The 22,387-nt window shown below is 70.8% G+C and carries 20 protein-coding genes and 1 pseudogene; 7 read left to right on the top strand and 14 right to left on the bottom strand.

Annotation, left to right across the window (positions count from 1 at the left end; translation table 11 throughout):
• Nucleotides 1-20 precede the first annotated feature (20 nt).
• Nucleotides 21-1,637, bottom strand: a complete 1,617-nt coding sequence (locus tag ACVDFE_RS29870; RefSeq protein ID WP_458432774.1) for an amidohydrolase — start codon at nucleotides 1,635-1,637, stop codon at nucleotides 21-23.
• A 98-nt stretch (nucleotides 1,638-1,735) separates the two neighbouring features.
• Nucleotides 1,736-2,677 (bottom strand): pirin family protein, encoded by a 942-nt coding sequence (locus ACVDFE_RS29865; RefSeq protein WP_458432773.1) that lies wholly within the window; start codon nucleotides 2,675-2,677, stop codon nucleotides 1,736-1,738.
• Nucleotides 2,678-2,801: 124 nt separating this feature from the next.
• Here ACVDFE_RS29865 and zapE point away from each other — a divergent pair, with 124 nt between their 5' ends.
• Both zapE and ACVDFE_RS29855 read left to right on the top strand, forming a co-directional pair.
• Nucleotides 2,802-3,755, top strand: coding sequence for a cell division protein ZapE (zapE, locus tag ACVDFE_RS29860; protein ID WP_458432772.1), 954 nt, complete (start codon nucleotides 2,802-2,804; stop codon nucleotides 3,753-3,755).
• Nucleotides 3,756-3,819: 64 nt separating this feature from the next.
• Nucleotides 3,820-4,593 carry an ion transporter gene (locus tag ACVDFE_RS29855; protein WP_360384994.1) on the top strand — a complete coding sequence of 258 codons (774 nt, stop codon included), beginning with the start codon at nucleotides 3,820-3,822 and terminating at the stop codon, nucleotides 4,591-4,593.
• Between the two features lie 74 nt (nucleotides 4,594-4,667).
• Here the strand turns inward: ACVDFE_RS29855 and ACVDFE_RS29850 are convergent, their stop codons facing one another.
• Both ACVDFE_RS29850 and ACVDFE_RS29845 read right to left on the bottom strand, forming a co-directional pair.
• Nucleotides 4,668-7,469 (bottom strand): right-handed parallel beta-helix repeat-containing protein, encoded by a 2,802-nt coding sequence (locus tag ACVDFE_RS29850; protein WP_458432771.1) that lies wholly within the window; start codon nucleotides 7,467-7,469, stop codon nucleotides 4,668-4,670.
• A gap of 237 nt (nucleotides 7,470-7,706) precedes the next feature.
• Nucleotides 7,707-10,421, bottom strand: coding sequence for a CHAT domain-containing protein (locus tag ACVDFE_RS29845; RefSeq protein WP_458432770.1), 2,715 nt, complete (start codon nucleotides 10,419-10,421; stop codon nucleotides 7,707-7,709).
• Nucleotides 10,422-10,836: 415 nt separating this feature from the next.
• Here ACVDFE_RS29845 and ACVDFE_RS29840 point away from each other — a divergent pair.
• Nucleotides 10,837-10,962: pseudogene (locus ACVDFE_RS29840) on the top strand (family 2 encapsulin nanocompartment cargo protein terpene cyclase); the annotation flags it as partial.
• On the opposite strand, the gene ACVDFE_RS29835 reads toward ACVDFE_RS29840, so the two are convergent.
• Nucleotides 10,953-11,918, bottom strand: coding sequence for a helix-turn-helix transcriptional regulator (locus ACVDFE_RS29835; RefSeq protein WP_458432769.1), 966 nt, complete (start codon nucleotides 11,916-11,918; stop codon nucleotides 10,953-10,955). The pseudogene ACVDFE_RS29840 and the gene ACVDFE_RS29835 sit on opposite strands and share 10 nt — an antisense overlap.
• Before the next feature lie 91 nt (nucleotides 11,919-12,009).
• Here ACVDFE_RS29835 and ACVDFE_RS29830 point away from each other — a divergent pair, with 91 nt between their 5' ends.
• Nucleotides 12,010-12,405 (top strand): RidA family protein, encoded by a 396-nt coding sequence (locus ACVDFE_RS29830; RefSeq protein ID WP_360384992.1) that lies wholly within the window; start codon nucleotides 12,010-12,012, stop codon nucleotides 12,403-12,405.
• A 61-nt stretch (nucleotides 12,406-12,466) separates the two neighbouring features.
• On the opposite strand, the gene ACVDFE_RS29825 is transcribed toward ACVDFE_RS29830, so the two are convergent.
• The gene (locus ACVDFE_RS29825) at nucleotides 12,467-12,745 is read right to left on the bottom strand and encodes a hypothetical protein (RefSeq protein WP_360384725.1); all 279 of its coding nucleotides are present in this window, start codon (nucleotides 12,743-12,745) and stop codon (nucleotides 12,467-12,469) included.
• Nucleotides 12,746-12,822: 77 nt separating this feature from the next.
• On the opposite strand from ACVDFE_RS29825, the gene ACVDFE_RS29820 reads away from it, so the two are divergent.
• Entirely contained in the window at nucleotides 12,823-13,296 is a 474-nt protein-coding gene (locus ACVDFE_RS29820; protein WP_458432768.1) for an MSMEG_6728 family protein, read from the top strand.
• 14 nt (nucleotides 13,297-13,310) lie between these two features.
• Here the strand turns inward: ACVDFE_RS29820 and ACVDFE_RS29815 are convergent, their stop codons facing one another.
• The 8 genes from ACVDFE_RS29815 to ACVDFE_RS29780 all read right to left on the bottom strand — a co-directional run bounded on the left by ACVDFE_RS29815 (nucleotide 13,311) and on the right by ACVDFE_RS29780 (nucleotide 20,390).
• Nucleotides 13,311-13,466 carry a hypothetical protein gene (locus ACVDFE_RS29815; RefSeq protein WP_458432767.1) on the bottom strand — a complete coding sequence of 52 codons (156 nt, stop codon included), beginning with the start codon at nucleotides 13,464-13,466 and terminating at the stop codon, nucleotides 13,311-13,313.
• A gap of 88 nt (nucleotides 13,467-13,554) precedes the next feature.
• On the bottom strand, nucleotides 13,555-13,833 hold the full coding sequence (locus ACVDFE_RS29810) for a hypothetical protein (RefSeq protein ID WP_458432766.1): 279 nt from the start codon (nucleotides 13,831-13,833) through the stop codon (nucleotides 13,555-13,557).
• 161 nt (nucleotides 13,834-13,994) lie between these two features.
• Nucleotides 13,995-14,879 carry an alpha/beta hydrolase gene (locus ACVDFE_RS29805; RefSeq protein WP_458432764.1) on the bottom strand — a complete coding sequence of 295 codons (885 nt, stop codon included), beginning with the start codon at nucleotides 14,877-14,879 and terminating at the stop codon, nucleotides 13,995-13,997.
• Nucleotides 14,876-15,694 carry a carbohydrate ABC transporter permease gene (locus ACVDFE_RS29800; RefSeq protein ID WP_360384715.1) on the bottom strand — a complete coding sequence of 273 codons (819 nt, stop codon included), beginning with the start codon at nucleotides 15,692-15,694 and terminating at the stop codon, nucleotides 14,876-14,878. The genes ACVDFE_RS29805 and ACVDFE_RS29800 overlap by 4 nt, the downstream gene beginning before the upstream one ends.
• Nucleotides 15,684-16,571, bottom strand: coding sequence for a carbohydrate ABC transporter permease (locus ACVDFE_RS29795; protein ID WP_458432762.1), 888 nt, complete (start codon nucleotides 16,569-16,571; stop codon nucleotides 15,684-15,686). The genes ACVDFE_RS29800 and ACVDFE_RS29795 overlap by 11 nt, the downstream gene beginning before the upstream one ends.
• Nucleotides 16,568-17,761 carry an ABC transporter substrate-binding protein gene (locus ACVDFE_RS29790; RefSeq protein ID WP_360384711.1) on the bottom strand — a complete coding sequence of 398 codons (1,194 nt, stop codon included), beginning with the start codon at nucleotides 17,759-17,761 and terminating at the stop codon, nucleotides 16,568-16,570. Before ACVDFE_RS29790 ends, ACVDFE_RS29795 begins: the two co-directional genes overlap by 4 nt.
• Before the next feature lie 15 nt (nucleotides 17,762-17,776).
• Nucleotides 17,777-19,375 (bottom strand): FAD-dependent oxidoreductase, encoded by a 1,599-nt coding sequence (locus ACVDFE_RS29785; RefSeq protein WP_360384709.1) that lies wholly within the window; start codon nucleotides 19,373-19,375, stop codon nucleotides 17,777-17,779.
• A gap of 10 nt (nucleotides 19,376-19,385) precedes the next feature.
• The gene (locus ACVDFE_RS29780) at nucleotides 19,386-20,390 is read right to left on the bottom strand and encodes a LacI family DNA-binding transcriptional regulator (protein ID WP_360384707.1); all 1,005 of its coding nucleotides are present in this window, start codon (nucleotides 20,388-20,390) and stop codon (nucleotides 19,386-19,388) included.
• A 174-nt stretch (nucleotides 20,391-20,564) separates the two neighbouring features.
• Between ACVDFE_RS29780 and ACVDFE_RS29775 the strand changes: the two genes are divergently transcribed.
• Together ACVDFE_RS29775 and ACVDFE_RS29770 are read left to right on the top strand one after the other, a co-directional pair.
• A complete protein-coding gene (locus ACVDFE_RS29775) occupies nucleotides 20,565-21,152 on the top strand; it encodes an RNA polymerase sigma factor (RefSeq protein WP_360384705.1) in 588 nt (195 codons plus the stop codon).
• Nucleotides 21,145-22,209 (top strand): CU044_5270 family protein, encoded by a 1,065-nt coding sequence (locus ACVDFE_RS29770; protein ID WP_458432761.1) that lies wholly within the window; start codon nucleotides 21,145-21,147, stop codon nucleotides 22,207-22,209. The genes ACVDFE_RS29775 and ACVDFE_RS29770 overlap by 8 nt, the downstream gene beginning before the upstream one ends.
• Nucleotides 22,210-22,387: the final 178 nt, after the last annotated feature.

Here is a 22,387-nt window from a genome sequence, read left to right as displayed (position 1 = left end):
ATTCGGGTGAAAACAGCGGGCTAGTGATCAAGCCATGCTTTCGCGGCGACCACTAGTGCTTCAACGCCGGTTTTCACCGTTGGTTCGATATCGGGTGCGAAGGCGGGGGAGTGGTTCATCGGCACGGGGTCGGGCGTGCGCGCGTTGAAGTCGATTCCACCGAGGAACCAGAAGACCGTCGGTGCGCCGGCGGCCGTGCCGAACACGCCGACGTCCTCGCTGGCGCTGACGACCGCGCCGGGGATCAGGCGCTCGGTGCCGAAGTGCTCGGTGAACGCGGCCACGGTCCGTGCGGTGGCGTCCGGGTCCGACACGAGCGGCGGCATGGCGTCCCGCCACTCGAACTCGGGCTCCCGCGGCGCACCGGAGGCCGCGGCCTCGGCGCGCACGATCCGTTCGACGGCGTCGCGGATGATGCCGCTCGTGTGGTCGTTGAACGTCCGGATGTTGATGCCCAGCTCGGCGGTGTCCGGGATGATGTTCTCCTTGGTCCCGGCGTGGATCTGGCCGACCGTGACCACCGCACGTTCGCTGGGGGAGATCTCGCGCGCGACGATCCCTTGCAGCCGCACGACGACGTGCGCGGCCATCAGCACGGGGTCGACAGCGGTCTCCGGCGACGAACCGTGACCGCCGCGGCCGAAGAGGGTGACGTTCACGGTGTCGCTGGCCGCCATCAACGGGCCGCTGCCGTGGGCGAGCATCCCGGCGGGCAGGGGAGCGACGTGCTGGGCGAGCACGACGTCCGGCGTGCCGAACCGGTCGAACAGCCCGTCCTCGACCATGTCCCGGGCGCCCCGGCCGAGCTCCTCGGCGGGCTGACCGACCACGAGCAGCGTGCCGGACCACTCGTCACGGGTGTTCGCGAGCGCTTCGGCCGCGCCGACCAGACAGGTGACGTGCATGTCATGGCCGCACGCGTGCGCCACAGGCTGTTCGTCGCCGTTGGCGTCCACCGCGCGCGCTGTGCTGGCGTAGGGCAGCCCGGTCTCCTCGCGCACCGGCAGGGCGTCCATGTCGGCCCTCAGCAGGACGGTGGGCCCGTCACCGTTGCGCAGCACGCCGACCACACCGGTGCCACCGACCCCGGTCGTGACGGCGTAGCCCAGGGGGCGCAGTGCGTCGGCGAGGACTCCGGCGGTGCGGAACTCCTGCAACGACAGCTCGGGGTGCCGGTGCAGGTCGCGGTAGAGCGCGGCGAGGTCGAGGGTCACGCCACAGTTCCAACCCAGTTCTAGTCGAGCAGCTTGCGGAAGCTCGGCGTCGAAGTCGAAGTGGTCGGTCTCGCGACCGGGGGCGACGACGTCGTAGGTGGAGTTCAGGAACTCCTGCAGCTCTGTCGAGCGCACGTGGAAGACCGCGTGCGAGACGTCGGACTGCAGTTCGAGCACGGCGGTCGTGGAGTTGTGCGGGCGCAGCCGCACGTCACCGGCGCCGGCCGAGGTGATGAGGCCGTCGGCGAGCAGGTCGCGGCTGACGAGCCAGACCGTCTCCTGGCGTCCCATGCGGAACGTCATCGTCACGGCGTGCGGGTCGTCGGCGCGGTAGCCCAGCTCGACCTCGACGGGCATGGGGCGCCCGGACGGTGCGATGAAGGCGAAGACCGACTCGGCGCCCACTCGTGTCACGTTCGTCATGCCTCCTAAGACGTGCGACATCCTCCCTGGATGCCTCCATCAGGAAAATCGATGACAACGCGACTTTCAAGCGGTCCGAATATGACTTTTGACATTGGTCACGACGGGTTGCCGCGCGGGCGCAGACGGCCACCGGGCAGCGGAGGCGCAGGCAGGCGGCTTCCGGCATAGCCCTCGACGCGGCCGAACCGGTCCGTCTCCGCCTGCCATTCCTCGCGATAGGCGGCGATCTCGTCGTGGGTGCGGCCGACGAAGTTCCACCACATGACGATCTCTTCCCCGAATGGCGTGCCACCCAGCAGAACTACCCTCGCACCGGCCTCCGTCGTGAGGGTGAGGGTGCTCCGACCAGTGCCGACGTACCCGAGCTGCCCCGGCGTGAGAGCGGTCTCGTCGATCTTCACGTCGCCGGTGTCGAGCAGCACGCCGTGCTCGAAGTCGGTCTTGGTACCAAGAGTGATCTTGCTGTTCGGTGCGAGAACGATCTCCGCGCCCAGCAGCGGGGTGAACGTGTGAACGGGAGATTTCGAACCCGCCAACTCACCGAGGAACACCTTGACGGTGGCGTTGTTCAGCTGAACGGCGGGTGGCACGTAGTGTTGGAAATCACGTGCCGCATCTCGGTTGGAATCGGGTAGTGCGAGCCACAGCTGGACACCGTGCAACACCGTCGACGCCGCCGTGGACACCTCGGAATGGCAGATGCCCCGGCCGCCGGTCATCAGGTTGAGCTCACCGGGCCGCACGTAGGCATGCACGCCGTGGCTGTCGCGGTGCTCGATCTCGCCCGTGAACAACCAGCTGACCGTTTGCAGCCCAGTGTGTGGGTGCGGCGCCACGTCCATCTTGTGGTTGTCGGGCCCGTAGTGGTCGCAGAAGCACCACGCGCCGATGAACGACCGCTGCTTCTGCGGCAGCGTCCGGCGCACTGACATCGCCCGCGGGCCACCCAACGGCACGTCGCGCGGCTGGAGGACCTCGACCCCGCCCGGCGTGGGCGTGCAGGTGACTTCGGCGGGCTCGACCTCGACGTTGCTCACGCCGGTGATCGTAGGCGTGGTTCGGCGCGCACGTGGCTCCCGAGCCGAGCACCCCCGGCGGGCTCGGCGTCCGGCCGGTGGGGGCAGCATGGGGCCACGCAGGTGAGAGCTGGGGGCAGCGGTGGTGGATCTTCGGGACGGGTTGTTCGCGCGCGTGGCGAGCAGCGGGTACGAGCTGGACGAGGCGCAGGTGCGGGCGGTCGAGCGGCTCGCAGGGCTGGGGGAGCGGCGCCGGGGCGTCTACCTGCACGGGCCGGTCGGGCGGGGCAAGAGCTTCCTCGCCGACGCGTTCTTCGACGTGCTGCCCGTGCGGCACAAACGGCGCGTGCACTTCCACGCGTTCTTCCACGAGTTGCACGCCCGGATCTCGTCACGGCTGCACGAACGCGGTGCGGTGGCCCACGCGCTGAAGGAGCTCATCGGCCGGTGTGACGTGCTCGCGTTTGACGAGTTCCACCTGCACGACGTCGGCGATGCGATGCTGATGACGCGGCTGCTGGAGGAGCTGCGGGCACGCCGGGTGATGATCATCGCCACCTCGAACTACCCGCCGGACGGCCTGCTGCCCAACCCGCTCTACCACGACCACTTCCTGCCGGGCATCGCGCTCGTGGAGGAGCTGATGGACACCGTCGAGCTCGACGGCCCGACCGACTACCGGCACCTGCGCGGACGGGCCCGCTCGCGGTTCGAGACCGGGGCGGTCGTGCGTGCGGTGGAGCTGCCGGCCGTCCCGGTGGTGCTCGACGTGGGCGGCCGGGCGATCACCGCGCTCGGTGTCGACGGGCGGCGGATCTGGTTCGACTTCGGCGACCTGTGCGAGAAGCCGACGTCCACAGCGGACTACCTGGCGCTCGCCGACCACCACGACGACTGGGTGGTCGTGGGCGTGCCGCGGCTGGAGACGTGCGACCGGGAGGCGCAGCAGCGGTTCGCGAACGTCGTGGACGTCCTCGTCGACCGCGACGCCCGGCTGACCCTGGTGAGCGACCACCCGCTGGCCGAGATCGTCGGCGGCCGGGCCCTCGACCTCGCCCGCACCGCCAGCCGGCTGGAGCTGATCAACTCCATCGGGTGAACAGTGGAGCGCCTCCACCGCCGATAGCACCCAAAACCCCTGTGCTAGGAGCGAGCAAGTGAAGATGGTGCGCGCCCGTGTCGCGTCGGCAGTGGAGAGCAACCGGTTCCAGGCGTTCATCGTCGCGGTGATCGTCGTCAACGCGCTGGCGCTGGGCGCGGAGACGACGACGGTGCTGCACGCGGAGCTGGGTCCCGTGCTGACGTTCGTCGACCGCCTGGCGCTGATGATCTTCACCCTGGAGCTCGGCGCGCGGCTGTACGCGTTCGGCTGGAGGTTCTTCCGCGACCCGTGGAACGTGTTCGACTTCGTGATCGTGGCCATCGCGCTGATCCCGTCCGCGGGCCCGTTGTCGGTCTTGCGCGCGTTGCGGATCTTGCGCGCGTTGCGCCTCGTCGCGATGGTGCCGAGCATGCGCCGCGTCGTCACGGCGCTGGTGCGGTCGATCCCGGGCCTGGTGTCGCTGTCGGGTCTGCTGGTGCTGCTCGTCTACGTGGGCGGCGTGATCGCGAGCAACCTGTTCGGCGACACCGGTGACCCGCGATTCTCCGGGCTCGGATCGACGTTGCTGACGCTGTTCCAGATCACCACCGGTGACGGGTGGTCCGACGTGATGCGCGACCTGATGGAGCAGAAGCCGTACGCGTGGATCTTCTTCCTGGTCTACCTGCTGGTCGGCACGTTCACGATGCTCAACCTGTTCATCGCGGTGGTGTGCAGCGCGATGCAGGAGGAGGTCACGCTGCCCGCACCCCGTTCCGGCGCACACGACGACCTGCTGTTGCAGGAGGTGCGCGCGCTGCGCGACGAGGTGCGAGCGTTGAAGGCGAACGTGTGACCCCCGCCTGAGAGCCGCGACGTGGTCCGGCCGGTGACGCCGCCGTGCACCGGCCGGACCACCTCAACCCCGGGTCACGGGGTGACCGGGATGTTCGTGAGGCCCTTCGTCGCGCGGGAGACCGTGTTCGAGGCGTGCACGACGTTCGGGTTGTCCTTGCACTTCGACGTCGAGCTGACGTGGACGCCGTACTCACCGACGCCGCCGAGGTCGGAACGGTTGCCGCGCCACACGTTGCCGCAGCCGTTGCCGAACGACGGCGTGGTGCTCGGGTTGTGCGTCTCGTAGCCGTTCTTGAACGTGCCGGGTGCGGTGAACGTGCCGGTGTTGTTCTCGATCCGGTAGCCGGAGCCCTTCACGTCGACCCACGAGTCCGCGGAGTTCACGCCGCTGATGCCGGTGCCGTCGAAGGTGTTGCTGGCGATCAGGCCGCCCTGCGTGCCCTCCTTGACGTCGACGTGCTCGGCGGAGACGTTCGGGCCGATCCGGTTGTCCAGCACCTGCACGCGGTCGGAGCGGTCGACGCCGCCGGAGTTGCCGTGGCACTTCCAGTTCGAGTTCGCGGAGCCGATGTACACGCCCTCGCCGTAGTCCTTCGTCACGACACCGGCGTCGGTGATCGTCGAGCCCTTGAGCACGCCGTCCGCGGAGGAACGGCGGAAGTGCACGCCCTCCTCGTCGGTCCTCCGCACGGTGACGCCGTCGATCGTCACGTGGTGGGAGTTGTCGAGGACGATGCCCTTCTTGGACTCCGCGACGGTGATGCCCCTGATGGTCCAGTGCGGCGCGTCGAACAACCACAGGCCGTAACCGGAGTCCCAGCCCGCTGCCGGCACCGGGCAGGGGGTCGGTGCCGTGCCGGACGGGCCGTCGTTGACCAGCACCGCGGAGGACGGGCCGGTGAGCGTGATCGGGTTGCTCGCGGTACCGGCCTTCTGCGCGACGAACGAACCCCGGTAGGTGCCGGGCGCCAGGCTGATGACGTCACCGGGCCGGGCGTTCGCCAGTGCGGCCTGGAGCTGGCCGGCGGTCGACACCGGGACCGTGCCCGCCGGTTCCTCGACGGGTGTGGTCGAGTCGGGGACGTTCTTGAGGAACAACGACTTCGCCGCGTCGGTCCTGGTCGCGTCCACGCCGTGGCCGCCGGTGTAGTCGCGCTGCTCGTTCTTCGCCCAGTCGGTGATCGGCGTGCCGTTCACGTCGAGGTGCCGGTACCCGCTGCCGTTCCAGCCGAACTGGTAGACGCGCCGGCGGTCGGCGTAGAACGGCTCGTAGCCACCGCCGGCGGACAGCTGCTTGGTCATGGCGTTGTTGAAGAAGACGTTGCGCGGACCGGAGGCGCCCGACCACTTCACGGCCTTCTGACCCGCGCCCCACCAGATCGGGAACCAGTTCGAGTCGTCGGGACCGCCGCCGCCCTCCTCACCGCAGTTCGCGCGGCAGTTGCCGGAGCGGTGGGCGTGGGGGACGCGGACCGTGTTGTTCTCGAACAGGTTGTTGCGCTCCCAGCCGCCGTGCAGGTTCAGGTCGGAGTCGAAGTCGTTGCCGATCACGACGTTGCCCGAGGCCGACCACTGGAAGGTGAAGTGGCGCAGGTTGCGGGAGGTGTTGCCGGCGTAGAGCGAGTCCCACACCCGCGAGCCGCGGAAGTAGCCGTTGCCGCCCTTGCCCTTGTTCCACGCGCCGTCGAGGACGTTGTCGACGATCTGCAGGTTCTTGGCCTCCTCGGTGACGATCGGGTGCGACCCGGTCATCTCCGCGCGGACACCGCGCACCCACGAGTTCGCCGCCCACTTGAACACGATGCCGTGCATCTCGTCGGCCGGCGCCATGTTGCCGTAGTCGTGGACGGCCGCAGCGGGGTCCAGACCAGGTATCTCCTGCGTGAAGCCGAAGTTCTCGAACCCGACGCCGAGGACCGGGTCCACCAGCGGCGAGACCTTCGAGTCGTACGTCGTCCCGTCGATCGCGGGCGAACCGTCCGAGGTGGAGTTGACCGGGACGTCGAACTCCAGCGGCTTGTCCAGCGTCACCGTCGTGCCCGAGACGGACGCGACGGTGAAGATCTGCTGCCGCATGTGCATGTTCAGCAACGGGTGCGGGGTGCCGGTGGCGTTCTGCTGCTCGTAGAACTTCACCGAGTTCGCCGCGCGCACGTTGACGAGCGACCCGGCCGTGATGTTCGTGGTGGACGCCACCTTCACCGTGCGGTCACCGGTCTTCGCGGCGGCGCTGACCTTCGTGCCGGCCTTCCAGTGCACGTTCACCGTGCCCTCGAAGATGTCCTTGCGGTTCTCCGGGGCCTGGGAGTGGTCGCTCGCGTAGCCGGGGTGAACGCCGCGCGACTGCACGCGGAACAGGCCGCGGCCCGGCCACAGCCAGCCGCCCTTCCCCTGCCCGAACGTCATCCCGTCCTCGTCCCAGTCCGAGCCGTCCGGGGTCAGCGCGTCGTAGCGGGTGGTCGCGTCCGGGGTGTAGACGATCTTCGTCGCGGTCGCGCCCGCGCCCCTGATGACCAGGTGGTCGGCATCGACGTGGAGCTCCTTCGACACCTTCAGCACCCCGGTGGGCAGGGTGATCAGGCTCAGCCTGGAGTAGCTCGCGCCCGGTGAGCACGACGTGCGGACGAAGTCGATCGCGGCCTGCAGCCCGGCGGTGTCGTCGGCCGCGTCATCGGGCCGGACGCCGAACCGGGAAGCCAGTTCCGCAGACGTGATCCGGCAGCTCGCGCTCGGGTTCACGTCATTGTCGCCGGGCAGCACGCCGGTGCCGCGATAACCGGCTTTCGACCAGTCGTAGAGGCCGGGAATGGCGGCCCGCCGGTTGCCGGACGAGACGTCCAGGCCGGTCACCGCAGGTGTGGCCGTCGCGGTCACGGGTAGGGCGAGACCGGCTATCACAACCGCGGACAGCAGAGCTATCGGAGTTCGCATCTTTGCGGGAACCCTTCGGCAGGGCGGGGCAAAATCTTTGTAGCCGACAGCCGCGGAATGTGTCAAACATTCACGTGACTGAAATTGTCTTCCTGCAAAGGGTTTCAATTACTGAATTCCGAAACCGCCCGCGGGCACCGCCAGCTCACGCTGCTGAATCGAGCGAGCGGTCGGCCGGGCTCAGGCTCCGGTGTGGGTGAACGCCGCCCAGATCCGCGCCGGATACCGGTCGCGCAGCTCGCAAACGACGGCGTGCAGCGCCCTCGCGGGCAGGCTCAGGCCGTGGTCGAGCAGGGCCGAGTGGAACGCGACGCTCACGTCCGCCGCCGCTTGCTCGCCGACCTCCCACAGGGTGTCGACGACGCTCGGGTAGCCGGCGAGCAGGAACGCACCGGCGAGGTGCCCGCACGACAGCACCGCGAGCCGGGCGGCCGGCAGTCCCAGCCGGGCGACGTCGAGCGCGGTCAACGGCCCGTCGTGCAACCGCAGCCCGCTGCGCGCCGGGTTGTCGTCGGGGGAGCCGGAGCAGGCGAAGTGGACGTACGGGTGGTGCTCCAGCGCCGCCAGCACGTTCTCCCGCGTTGCGAGCGGGCCCTCCAGCGCGGCGGCCTCCCACAGCTCGGCCAGCACCGCGACCTCGTACGGCGCGTCGGCAGGCGCGACCACGACCATGCTCGGCGCGCCCACGGGTGCGGCGGCGCGGGCACGGGCCCAGGTGAGCGCGCGCACCGTCGGCGTGTAGGAGGACACCACGCGGTCCAGCACGGTCCGCCCGTCCCGCCCGGCCGCGTGCAGCGGCAGCCCGGCGAGCGGGCCTGTCGGCGACCACCAGACGTGCGTGTGCTCGGGCACGCCTTCGAGCACCGGCTCGGTCACGGTGTCCCACAACCACTCCAGCGTCTCGGCGAACGCCCGGTCGTCGCTGCCGAAGTGCTCGGCGTGCGCGACCGCGTCGTCGTAGCGCAGCCGCGGCAACGGCAGCAGCTCCACCCGGCCCGGCCACAGCGTGAGCGCGTCGCAGCGCAGCCGGCTCACGTTGACCAGCACCACCGGACCGTCCACTGCGGACTGCTGCAGGTCGCCGACGGACGGGAACGCCACCTGCCGGTCGTCCTCGAACACCCGCGCCAGCAACAGGTCCCTGCCGTACTCCAGCCACTGCGCCGCCAGCGCCAGCTGTCCCGCCTGCACCGCGCACGCCGCCGCGTCAGCCACCAGCCCGGTCAGCTCGGCCAGCCCGTTCTCGACGTCGGCCCGCCGGAGCCGCAGCAGCAACGCCATCGCCCGCTCGGCACCGCGCAGCGCCTGTTCCCAGTCGTTGATCCCCGCCGACGTCACCGACGCCGTGTGCGCGGCCAGCACCCGCGTCACCGGGTCGAGCGCCTCGCTCGCCGCCGCCTCCGCCAGCGCCCGCGCCGCCGCGCGCAGCCGGCCGGAGTCACCGGCCTGCTCGGCCTGGCGCAGCAGCAACCGGGCGAAGCAGTGCTGGTAGGAGGCCTGCTGCGGGTCGGCGCGCGCGGCTCTGCCGTAGTAGATGACCGCCTCGTTCAACGTCTCCGGCGTGCCGGTGAGCTCGTAGATCTGCTGCCAGAACCCGCCGAGGTTCGCGAGCGCCCGCGGGTGCAGCGGGTCCTTGGCCGGGCGCTGCCGCAGCACCTGCTCGAACAGTTCACCCGCCTCGATCAGCGCCTCGCGGGCGTCGGTCACGTCGAACCGCATCCGCAGCGCGACGGCGAGCATCTCGTTCGCGTCGGCGCTGGGCGTCGCGGCCACCAGGGCCCGTGCGGCGTTGACGGCGTCGGTGACCAGTTCGGGGAACCGCTCGGCCATCTCGGTCGACGCGCGCGTCAGGCTGGTCGCGGCCGCGGTGTGCGCGTGCGGGTCGACGGCCGCCGCCACCGCGTCGCGCAGGACCCGCACCGCCTCGCGCAACGAGTCCACGTCACCGAGGTGCCGGTAGCGCAGCCGCAGCGCGTTGCCCAGGCTCGTCAGGTGCTCGGCGGTCGGCGGCGTGCGGCGCAGCACCTCGATCGCCTCGTCCAGCGCCCCCGGCTCACCGGCCTGCTCGAACCGCTGCAGCAGCGCACCGGCGAGGCTGTCGAGCCGGGTGCCGAGCGACTCCGGGTCGCGCGCGGACTCCACGGACCTGCGCAACGCCCCGATGCCGTCGGTCAGCACGTCGGTGTCGCGGTTGAGCTGGGCGCGGAACTGCGCCAGCGCGCCGATCAGCCACTCGGCGTTGCCGCGTTCGGGGTCCGTCTTGGGCAGGGCGGCGAGCGCACCGCCGACCATCGCCTCCGCCTCCTCCAGCATCGACAGGTCGCCGGTCGCCGCGATCCGGGCGCGCAACGTGGCCGCGAGGTTCAGCAGCATGCCCGGCCGGAGCTCGTCACGGGCGTTGTCGGCGGCGATGCGGTGCGCGGCGATCGCGCCTTCGAGGTCGGTGAGGTGGCGGGTGCGGTCGTAGCGCTCGGCCAGCGCCAGCCCGAGCAGGTGCTGCATCAGGTCGTAGTCGCGCTGGCCGGGACCGGTCTGGCCGACCACGCCCTGCGCGAGCGCGATCGCCTCGTTCAGGCTGCTCAGGTCGCCGTCGCGCTCGTAGCGGTGGCGCTGGATGCGGACGATCTCGGTGGCCTGGGTGAGGTTCACGCCCGGCCCGTCGACCAGGCGGGTCAGCAGGTCCATCGCCTCGTCGAGGTCGGCCGGGTCGTGCGCGGTCTCGTAGCGGTGCAGCAACGACGACGCGAGGGTGCTGATCGTCTCGGTGAGACCGCCCAGCCGCAACGCGTCGCGCAGCACCGACACGCCCTCGTCGAGCAGGCGGTGGTCGCCCGTGCGTTGGTACTGCTCGATCAGCGCACCGCCCTGGTTGTGCACGGCGACCGCGTCCGCCATCGGTTCTCCTAGAGTCATCCGCTCACAGCCTGGTGCGCCGACCGGGCGCCGTGTGGTGCTTTGCCGTTGTTTCCCCCGTTTGGTGCTGTCAGGTCGCGTGGAATAACGCGGAGCGTTGTCATGCGAACGGGTGCAGCAAACCATCAGAAGCGGGGCTTCCGTACCTGAAGTGTGCGTTAAGGCACCTACCCGCGCGGTCAGCCGACCGACACGTTCGCGGCCGAAACAACCCTGAACGGTGTATCGCCGACTGCTGCGAAAGGTGCAAGGGTCAGTCGCTGTTCGGCAGTGAGCGTTCCAACGAACAGGAGCACCCGCGTCGCCGTGGGAGAACAGGCTGCCCTGATGCCCGACACCATCCCGTACCGGGAGCTGCGGGCGCAGTCGAACGTCGCGACCGGTGTCGACGAGCCGTTTCGAGGCCGGGCACCGGGCGCTGCTGGCGGTGCCGTCGGTGGAGCTGCACCGGTTCCTCAGGGGCGTGAAGGCCTGGATGGGTGGCGGGTTCGAGTGGCACACCACGCACCCGCGCTACCGGTAGCGACCGGCAATCGCGACGGCCCGGTCGTGCAGCGCGGTGCGCAGCCACGGCGGTGACAGGGCCTCCGCGCCCGTGGCGAGCTGCCACAGCGCCCATTCGGCGTGCCAGGCGTCCTGGAACGAGGCTTCCACGCGCAGCCGGCCGTCGGCCTCGGTGTGTTCGGAGTGGACGGTCAGCGCGGTGTCGGCGAGCTGCTGCCGCCGCGCCGGGTCGAGCAGGAGCAGGACCGTGGTCTGCTCGCCGCCGGTGCGGAACCGGGTGCCGCGCTCCTGCCAGGTCTTGCCGAGGTCGACGTGGTCCGGGCGGTCGGCCGGGTCGTCGAGTTCCTCCGCCGCCCTGATGCGCGCCAGCCGGTAGGTGCGGTCGGCACCGTCCGCCGTGGCCAGCAGGTAGCCCTGGCCCCGCACGGTGACCAACCCGATCGGGTCGACCGTCCGCCACCGCGGCTGCTGGTCACGGGCGGCGTAGTGGATCTTGAGCTTGTGCCCGGCGACCACCGCGCGCCGGACCTCGGTCACGAGCGCGTCGGACAGCTCCTCGGTCGCGGTGCGGCGTTCCAGCAGGTCCGTGTCGGGGTCGACGAGCAGCCGCCGGGCGGCACCGGCCGCGAGGTCGCGGTGACCCGCCGGCAACGCGTCGGCCACCTTCAGCACGGCCGAGGCGAGCGCCGAGCCGAGCCCGAACACCTGCGCGCCCCGCCGTGAGCCCGCGATCAGCAGGGCGAGCGCCTCGTCGTGGCCGAGCCCGGTGAGCTCGGTGCGGAAGCCGGGCAGCAACGCGAACCCGCCGTTGCGCCCGCGTTCGGCGTAAACGGGGACGCCCGCGGTCGACAGCGCCTCGACGTCACGCAGAACCGTGCGCGTGGAGACCTCGAGCTCGCGGGCGATCGTGGTGGCGGAGAGCTGTCCGCGTTGGCGCAGCAGCAGTACCAGCTTCACCAGGCGATCGGCGCGCATGCCCGAACCGTACGGCAATACATGACACAGGGTGTCGTGTATTGCCTGCGAAGCTCCTTTTCGGATTCGACGAATGGAGCTGGAAGTGGCAGTGGAAAGGACCGCCGTCAACCCGTGGGAGTGGTCGGTGGAGCTGGGGTACAACCAGGGCGAGGTCGTGTCGGGGCAGACCCGGACGCTGTACTGCTCCGGGCAGGCCGCGATGAACGCCTCCGGTGAGCCCGAGCACGCCGGTGACGTGGGCGCGCAGCTGGCGTTGAGCCTGGACAACCTGGAGGCGGTGCTGGCCGCCGCGGGGATGGCGCTCGCGAACCTGGTTCGCCTGACCGTGTACACGACCGACGTGGACGCGCTGTTCGCGCACTACGGCGTGCTGGCCGGCCGGTTGGGCGCCGCGGGCGTGGCGCCGGCGACGACGATGCTCGGCGTGTCGCGGCTGGCGGTGCCGGGGCTGGTGGTGGAGCTGGAGGGGACCGCGGTGGCGTGACGTGGACGGGCTGCTCGTGCCCTCGTGCGGCACGAGCAGCCCGGGTGCCCCACTCGGCTGGTCAGGTGAGGCGGCGGCGCAGCTCCGGGAGGAACTCCGGGTCCTCGGCCACCAGGCGGGCGGCGTCCAGCTCGTGCGGGACCGACGTGTTCGGCTCGCGGTCGAGCAGGTAGTGGATGATCTCGCTGACGAGGACGGGCTCGTCGGGCTCGACCAGTGCGAGGTCGTCGAAGAACCCCTCGGACAGCACCACGTGGTGCCGGGTCGTCTCGGTGCCCTCGCGCACCTCGGCGGCGTACTCGTGGGCGGCCATCGGCATGACTCGAACATCCGTGCTCATGTCGCTCGGCTACCCGTGCGGTGACCCCGAAAACCTGTGCGGGGATTGCGACGGGGCTGTGCGGGTACGCCTTTGTCGTGCAGACCTTCTTGCCCTACGAGGACTTCACCTTCACGGCCCGCGTGCTGGACCAGCGCAGGCTCGGCAAACAACGCGTCGAGACCCTGCAGGTGCAGCGCGCGTTGGTCGTGCCGGGTCACGGCTGGCGGAACCACCCGGCCGTGCGAATGTGGGCGGGCTACGAGGAAGCACTCGTGCGGTACGGCATCGAGATCTGTGCGCAGTGGCGCGCGGGCGGCTACCGCGACACGTGCGAGACCACCATGCGCGCGGACCTGGCGCGGGCCAAGGAGATCACGGTCGTGCGCACCCAGGAGCAGCTGGCGGCGTCCGGTGACCTGCCGTGGTGGCTGGGTGACGAGGGACTGCACCGCAGCCACCGGTCCGCCCTGGTGCGCAAGGACCCGCAGTTCTACCGGCGGTTCTTCCCGGACGTCCCGGACGACCTGCCGTACGTGTGGCCGAGGTCGGACCGGGAGGTCCGGGTCTGAACGGGTCCCGGCGGTCAGTCCGGGGGTTCGGGGGCGTCGGGGTTCTCCTGCGGGACCTCGGGCTCGGTGTCGGCGCCACCCCTGGTGACATCGGGTTCCGGCGTGTCGAGGTCGTCCAGGTCGGGGGTGCCCGGCGAGTGCGGGGCCTCCGGGTTCACGGGATCGGTCATGCCGCGCGGTTACCCCGCGGGCCGGGCGCTATGCCGCCCGCGGGGAAGTTCACACCGCCGCGAGGCTGGCCCGCGGACGGTCGCACCCTCAGCCCGCCGTGAAGTTGTCCGCCACCTCGGCCTCCAGCGCGCGCAACGCGCCGTCGCCGTCGGTGTCGTCCGGAATCCGCAGCTCGACCTCGCTCGTGCCCGCGCCGCCGGGCGCCACGCGCAGGTAGGCCTGCTGCACGTCGTCGCGCCGCCATTCCAGGGCTCGTTCCTCCGTGTGCACGACGGTCTCGCAGGTGCGCAGCGACGGCGGCAGCCAGGCCAGGGCGCGGGTGTCGTCCGACGCGGTGTTGAACACGATGTCTGCGTCGGCTTGCATCGTGCGGGTGGTGGCAGTCATGGGCTCGGGGTACCCGCAACGGGCGGATTATTGATGCTCTCCGCTGAGAATCCGCCCACTAGTCAGCGGTCTTCGGGAACGGCACCGCCGCGGCACGCGTCTGGCCGGCACCGGCCGGGCCCCGCTGCCCGAAGCCGCGGTTACAGCACGCGGCGCAGCCACTCGATCCTGGCCGCGCGGGCCCTGCGGGACAGCACGGCGTCCGGCACCAGCTGGTCGAAGCCGTGGCAGCCGCCGGGCCACACGTGCAGCTCGGCGTCACCGCCCGCGCGCCAGATCCGGGCCGCGTAGTCGACCGCCTCGTCGCGGAAGACGTCCACCGAGCCGACGTCCACGTACGTCGGCGGCAGGCGGGAGAGGTCGGTGGCGCGGGCCGGTGCGGCGTACGGCGACACGTCCGGGCCGCCGCGGGCCGCGCCGAGCAACGCCGTCCAGCCGGTCAGGTTCGACTCACGGACCCACGTCGTCCCGGAGAGGAACTGGTGGCTGGACGGGGTCTCGCACCGGTCGTCGAGCATCGGGCACATCAGCAGCTGACCGCGGACGGCCGGGCCGCCGCGGTCGCGGGCCATGAGCGTCACCGCCGCCGCGAGACCACCGCCCGCCGACGTTCCCGCGACCACCGGTGGGGCGAAACCCGCCCGGTCCATCCAGGTCAGCGCCCGATAGCAGTCCCGCACGGGTGCCGGGTGCGGGTGCTCGGGCGCCAGCCGGTACTCGGGGGAGACCAGCGTGACGCCCAGCTCCTCCACCCACTCGGCCAGCACGTGCAGGTCGGAGCGGCGGGTGCCCGCGACCATCCCGCCGCCGTGCAGGTGCAGCACGGGCGGCCCGTCACCGCCGGTGGGCCGCAGCACGAGCACGGGCACCCCGTCCGCGTCCTCCTCCGAGAACGTCACCGCACCGCCCCGCGTGAGCTCCGCGTCGGTCACCACCCGGCCGGTGCGGCGCCGCTCCGGGATGCCGCCGGGCGTCAGCGGCGGCCGGGACAGGTCGGCGGCGGCCGCGATCTCCCGGTCGATCACCCCTTCACGCCCGTGTGCGCGAGGCCCTCGATGAACTGCCGTTGTGCCAGCACGAACACGATGAGGATCGGCACGGCGGTCATCGTCGCGGCGGCCAGCTGCACGTTCCACATCGGACCGCCGTAGATGTCGACGAACTGGGTCAGCGCCTGCGGCAGCGTGAACATGTCCGGTGTGGACAGGTACACGATCGGTTCCAGGTAGAGGTTCCACGAGTGCAGGAACGTGAAGATCGCGACCGCGCCCAGCGCCGGCCGCGACAGCGGCAGCGCGACCCGGTAGAAGATGCCGGCCCTGCCCAGGCCGTCCATGCGGGCGGCCTCCTCCAGCTCGGCGGGCAGGGCGATGAAGAACTGGCGCATGATGAAGATCGCCAGCACGCACGGCGCCCCGAAGATCGGCACGATGATCAGCGGCCAGTGCGTGTTGGTGAGGCCGAGCTGCTGGAAGAGCTGGAACAGCGGCACGATGGTGACCTCGCTCGGGATGAGCAGGCCGACGAGCACCACCACGAACAGCGCGTTCTGGCCGGGGAAGCGGATGCGGGCGAACGCGTACCCGGCCATCGCCGCCACCACCATCGTGCCGATCGTGACGACCACCGCGATGTAGAGGCTGTTCCAGTACTGCTGCCCGAACGGTTGCAGCTCGAAGACCTGCGAGTACGTCGAGAACGTCCAGTCGGACGGCAGCAGCGACACGGAGAAGATCTCGCCGATCGGCTTCATCGACGAGGTGACCATCCACCACGTCGGGAACACGAACGGCACGCACAGCAGGCACAGCAACCCGTACAGCCAGACCTTACGACTCATGGAGCACCCACTTCCGGCGCATCCGCCACTGCACCAGCGTCAGCGCGGCGACGATGGCGAACAGCAGCACCGAGATCGTCGCGCCGTAGCCGAAGTGGTGGAACTGGAACGCCTGCTGGTACAGGTAGTAGATCAGCACGGTGGTCGAGGTGCCGGGCCCGCCCTGGGTGAGCACGGCGATCTGCGCGAACACCTGCAACGAGCCGACGATCGTGATGATCGAGGTGAGCAGGATGGTCGGGCTGATCAACGGGATCGTGATCCGCAGGAACCGCGTCCACGCCCCGGCGCCGTCGAGCTTCGCGGCCTCGTACAGCGGCGCCGGGACACCTTGCAGCGCCGCCAGGAACAGCACCATGTTCAGGCCGACGTTCTTGACGACCTGCACGACGATGACCGACACCATCGCCGTGGACTCGCCGCGCAGCCAGTTCGGCCCGTCCACCCCGAAGAACCCGAGCAGACCGTTCACGCTGCCCTCCGGTTGCAGCATCAGCTGCCACACCAGCGTCCACGCCACCAGCGACACCAGCACCGGTGAGAAGAACAGCGTGCGGAACAACGTGGTGCCGCGCAGCTTCTGGTTCAGCAGCACCGCGAGCAGCAGCGCGAGCGACAGGTTCAGCACCACCAGCCCGCCGGCGAACCACGCCGTGGCCACCAGCGAGTCGCGCAGCTTCTCGTCGGCGAGGAGGCGTTCGTAGTTCTCCGCGCCGATGAACTCGAAGGTGCCGCCGAGCACGTTCCACTCGTTCAGGCTGTACCAGCCGACCAGGGCCAGCGGGACCAGCACGAACGCGATGCTGCCGAGGAGTGCGGGCGCGACGAACAGGTAGCCGACCAGGTTGTCGCGCCTGCGGTAGGTCCAGAACGTCACGGGCGCTCCAGCAGCGGCTTGATCTTCGCGCACACCCCGTCGAGCACCTGGCCGACGTTCGCGTCGGGCTTCCACAGCGGGTCGAGCGCCGCCCGGATCGTCTGGTTCAGCTCCTCCTGGCCCTGGTGGCTGGGCTTGACGACACCCTTGTTGATGCCGTCGATGACGACCGACTGCAGCTGTTCGGGCTTGAGCAGCGGGTTGGACTTGGCCAGCGTGTCGGCGTTGAGCAGCGACTGCCTGGCCGGCGGGAAGAACTGGGCGAGCTTCGCGGAGTTGGTGGGGTTGGTGAGGAACCCGAGGAAGTCCGCGGCGGCGTCGGCGTTCTTCGAGCGCTTCAGCACGCCGACGCCGGCCTGGCCGATCACCGCGTAGTCGCCCTTCGGGCCCTGGGGCAGCGGCAGCAGCGTCCAGCCGAACTTGGCGTCCTTCAACGCACCGGCGCGCGAGATCTGGCTGACGGCCATCGCCGCGTTGCCCGCGAAGAAGTCGACGGTCGTGCCCGGTCCGGGGATCGCCTTGTCCGTGAAGATCGCCTTGTGCACGAACGCCATGGCATCCTTCATCTCCTGGCCGGCGAACCCGCAGCTCTTGCCGTCCTCGCTCCAGGCGTTGGCGCCCCAGCCGCGCCAGATGGTCGACAGCACTGCCCAGTTCTGGTACTTGAAGTCCGGCAGCACGAGGTTCTTGCCCGCCGACGCCGCCACGGCCTGCTCCCAGGTCGTGGGCAGCTCCTTCACCAGGTCGGTGTTGACGAACAGGCCGAACGGCGAGGTGGAGAACGGGTAGGCGTACAGCTCGCCGTCCTTCTCCCACAGCTTGGTCGCGGACGGCACCAGCTCGTCGGCCTTCTCCACCTTGCCGCGGATCGGGGCGAGCGCGCCGGAGGAGACGAAGTCCGGCGCGGACTCCTCCAGCAGCCAGGCCAGGTCCGGTGCGTTGCCGCCGGCGATCTGGGTGGTGAGCGTGGTGGTGTAGCCGTCGGCCGGCACCGAGTCGAACTTGATCTCGGTGACGTCCGGGTGCGCGGCCTTGTACTCGGTGGCGATCTCGGTGAGCAGCTTGAGATGTGCCTCGTTGGCGGTCCACACGGTCATGCGCAGCGTCTTCGGACCGGACTGGGCCGAGGAGCCGCCGCAGGCGGTGAGGGCGAGCAGTGCGGTGCAGATGAGGGCGAGCAGTCGGGACATCGTTGTCTCCCTGGACTAGTAACCGGACACGTCCGGCCAGCGGAGCTCGACGCCGTCGCGGTCCAGCCGGTGCTGGAAGTCCGCGAGCAGGCCGGGGGTGTTGCGCACGGCACGGGGGGTGGTGTTGTGCGCGAGGCAGAAGTCCGCGAGCGCGCCCGCGACCTCGCCGACGTTCCACTCGACCGGGTGCAGCCGGTGGGAACCGTTGGTGATGTGGGTGGTGCCGATGTTCTTGCCCGCGGGCAGGAGGTTCTCCACCCGCTGCGGGATGAGCGCGCCGAGCGGGATCTCGAACGGGCAGCTCGCGACGTCGAGGTAGTTGTCGCCACCGGTCGAGGGGTGCAGGTCGATGCGGTACATGCCGACCCCGACGGCGTCGTGGTGCTGGACCGCGCCCTTGTCGCCGCGCACGGCCAGCGACAGGTCCTGCTCGACGATCGTGTACTCGGCCCTGATCCGGCGCGACTCGCGGATGTAGGGCGCCTGGGCGAGGCCGTCGGCGCCGCCGCCGGTGACGTCACCGCGCAGCCGCAGGCCGGGGAAGCCGGTGCCGCCGTCCGGGCGCGGTGCCTCGGTCTGCAGCCAGTAGAGGACGGACCTGGACAGCTCCCGTGCCGCCGCGATGTGGTGGTCGGCGTCCGGCACGTCGATCACCGGCGACTCGAAGTAGTCGATCATCGGCCAGTTCACCAGGCAGATGTCGCTGTCGTAGGCGCCCTCGACGAAGTTGCGCCGCGCGGCGATCCGGCGGAACGTCCACAGGTTGCTGTCGCCCGCGCTGAGCCGCTGGTCCGACAGCACGGACAGCGGGTCGTCGTCCGGGTTCGGCGTGAACGTGCGCTCGGCGGTGGTGAGCGTGCGCGGGTCGGGGGAGCGGAACGACAGCATCCGGTCGCCCCAGTAGTCCGGCTGGTACTCGCGCCAGAAGTCGTAGCGCGCGGGCTTGTCGATCGTGTGGTCGCCGTCGACGTGGTCGATCGCGAAGCACACCGACATCGCCTGCATGTTCGCCGGCTGCGCCACCTCCGGTGCGCTCGGCTCACCGGTGTCCAGTGTGGACTCGAACCCGGTCACGTACTCGGTGCCGGTCAACGGGAGCAGCTCGCCGGTCTCGGTGGCGTCGAGGATGTACGGCGCGGACAGCTCGACCTCGCTGCCGTGGTGCTCCACGGTGACGGACACGACCCGGTCGCCGTCGGTGCGGGCGCTGACCGGCCGCGCCGGCTGCAGGACCGTGAGCCGGCCGCTGCCGCGGTAGGGCGCGAGCATCTCGTCGATCACCGCCACGGCGACGCGCGGCTCGTGGCACAACCGGCTGACGTTGCCCGCGCCGGGGTTGAGCTCGCGCCACGCCCGTGCCCGCGGGGTCAGCGGGTAGTTGCGGCGGTAGTGGTCGCGGATGCCCTCGCGCAGGGCGCGGTACGAAGCCGTGACGCCGAAGCGTTCGACCCAGCTGTGCTCGTCCGGCGGCACGGCCTGGCTGGTGAGCTGCCCGCCGAGCCAGTCGAACTCCTCGGTGAGCACGACCCGGCGGCCGGCGCGCAGCAGTGCGAGCGCCGCGGCGACTCCGCCGAGTCCGCCGCCGATGACGACGACGTCCGTGTGGTGCGGCAAAGCTTCCTCCTCAGTGGTCCACCGGTGCGCCGAGCGTCGAACCCTCGACGAACGCGCACGGCAGCAGTTCCCGCGGTGTGGTGCCGTGTTCGAGCACCTCGGTCAGCGCCTGCACCGCCCTGCGCCCCATCTCGCGGCGGGGGATGCGGAACCCGGTCAGGTCGACGTCGCCCGGTGCGGGCCGGGTGGCCGCGCCGAGCATGAGCACGGACAGGTCGCCGGGCACCGACAGGCCGTGCTCGCGGGCGGCGAGCACGAGCGCGGCACCGTCGGAGACCTCCTCGGCGAGCACGGCCGTGACGCCCGCACCGCGCACGTGGCCGAGCGTGGTGGCCGGCAGGTGCGTGCCCTCGACCCCGTGGGCCGCGACGGCGTCGCGGAACCCGCGCAACCGGTCGGCGGACGACTCGGCACCGGTGCCCGGTCCGACGTAGGCGATCCTGCGGTGGCCGTGGGCGACGGCCCGGTCGACCAGGTCGCGCACGGCGGCCCGGTAGTCGGCACCCACGCACGGCACGGCCGCGCCGGCGTCGTCGCGGCGGCCGATCGACACGAACGGGATGCCCTCGGCGAGCATCTGGGCCAGGTCGTCGCGGTCGACCGTGCGGCCGATCAGCAGGCACCCGTCGGCCAGCCGCACCCGGCTGTCGTCGCTGAAGATCCGCCGCTGCCCGCCGACGGCCTTGGCGCCGGTGAACAGCAGCAGGTCGCAGCCGACCGCCTCGGCCTGCTCCTCGATGCCCTCCAGGAACGGCTGGTAGAAGTCGGCGCGGGTGCTCGGGAAGACCGCCTCGTAGGTGAACACGCCGAGGATCTGGTTGCGCCGGTCGTGCAGCCTGCGCGCGATCGGGTTCGCGACGTAGCCGGTCCTGCGGATCACCTCCAGCACCCGTGCGCGGGTCTCCGGCGCGATCCGGACGCCGCCGTCCTGGCGGTTGTTGAGCACCAGCGACACCGTGGCCTGGCTGACGCCTGCCATCCTGGCGATGTCCTGCTGGGTGAGCCGCTTGGCCATGACCACCTGCCAATTCGAATTGGCACGGATTGTGCTGCGGCGGCCCAGGTGTCGTCAACCCCTTGTAATAATTCGAATTAGCACGCTGACGGGTGCGGTGGGTGGCCCAGCTTGCCGGTACGCTGGGGCCACTCCGGTGAACGTGGAAGCGGGCTGCGGCTAAGTACCTGTGTGATGACCGTGATCAACCGCAGTTCGCGGGACGGAGTCCCCCCAGACGACGAGCGCTCGGCGGAGCACTCGGACGGGGAGGACTTCACAGCTCTGTTCACCCGCCACGCCGACGAGTTGCACCGCTACCTGGCCCGCTGGGTGCCGATGGCGGCCGACGACCTCGTCGGGGACGTGTTCGTCTCGGCGATCCGCAGCCGTGCCCGCTTCGACCCCTCGCGCGGATCGGCGCGAGCGTGGCTCTTCGGCATCGCGACCAACCTGCTGCACACCCACCTGCGCGGGCGCCGGCGGGAACGCGAGGCGTACGCGCGCCTCGTGCACGGGCGGGAGAGCGACAGCCACGAGAGCCGCGTCGTGGACACCGTGGACGCCGAGGTCCGGGCACGCCAGTTCGCCGTGGCGGTGCAGCGGCTCGAACCGCGTGACCGCGACGTGCTGCTGCTCACCGGCTGGGCGGGGCTGGACTCCGCCGAGGTCGCACAGGCGCTCGACATCCCCGTCGGCACCGTGCGGTCCCGGCTCCACCGCGTGCGGCGGCAGCTGCGCACCGCGTGTCCCGACATCGTCCTGGAGAACAACGATGACTGAGAAGATGTGGACCGACGACGAGCTCGACCAGGCGATCGCCGACCAGCCGGCCGGTCCGGCGTTCAGCGCGGCGGCGCGGGAACGGGCGCTCGCCCGCATGCTGGCGGCGGAGGCGCCGCGGCCCGGCAGGAAGCGCTGGCTGGTCGCCGCGGCGGCGGTCACGCTCGTCGTCGGCGCCCTCGTCGCCGTCCCCCCGCTGTGGTCGGACGACTCGGGTCCCGCCGCGAGCGCCGCGGAGACGTTGCGCCGCGCCGCCGCGGCCACGACCGCGCACACCGCGCCGTCGGAGGGCCAGTACCGTTACGTGGCAAAGCATTCCTGGGACCTGGGCAGTGCGACGACCAGAACGGGCAAGCCCCTCTCGGCACTGATCCACACCCTCGTCGAGGTCTGGGTCCCGGCCGACCGCACCGGCGAGTGGCTGGAACGCCGCTCCACGCTGGGCAGCCGGTGGCTGGTCGGCAGTGACGAGCTCGTCGCGGCCGAGGGCGACGGGGGGCTGTTCGCGGGCAACCCGCCGGTGCAAGAGCGCCGCGGACCGTGCGGCGACTACCCCGACGTGAACGAGGAGCTCGGCGGAGATCCGGACTGGGGCAAGCCGTGCACCGAGCGCGCGGGCAGCTGGTACCGGCCCAACCCCCGGTTCCTCACCTCGCTGCCGACCGCTCCGCAGGCGCTGTACGACCGACTGTGGGCCGATGCGCGCAACGACGCCGCGAACGCGTTGTCCCACGCCGCAACGGTTCTGGCGGCACCCGACGCGTCGCCGGAGCTGAGGTCCGCGCTCTACCAGGCGCTGCAGCACCTGCCGGACCTGCGGGTCACCGAGGAGACGGCGAACCTGGACGGCAAGGCCGGCACCGCCCTCGGCCTGGCGCGAGCGGACGCCCGCGAGGACATCATCATCGACCCGGCGACCGGCCGGTACATCGGCACGCGGTGGGTGTTGCTCCGCCCCGGCACCGGCGCGTGGGAGGGCCTGGAGCCGGGCACCGAGGTCTCCTCCTCCGCGGTGGACTTCGCCGTGGTCGACCGCGCGGGGGATGCGCCGAAGTGATCGCGTCGAGGGGTGATCTTGTGCGGCACAGCGGTGTCCCCGCCGTGACTTTGTCCACTTAGGACACTTGTTTCACTCTTATGCAGCAACGTTTGCGCGCATGTTCGCGCAGCTCGCGGGGTAATCAGTGATTCCAAACCCCGGTCCCCCCGCCCCGGCGATTGCCCGGATGCGTGCG

Source organism: Lentzea chajnantorensis, assembly GCF_054300775.1.
Note: the sequence above shows the minus strand (reverse complement) of the source record. Positions and strands in the feature narration are given on the sequence as shown.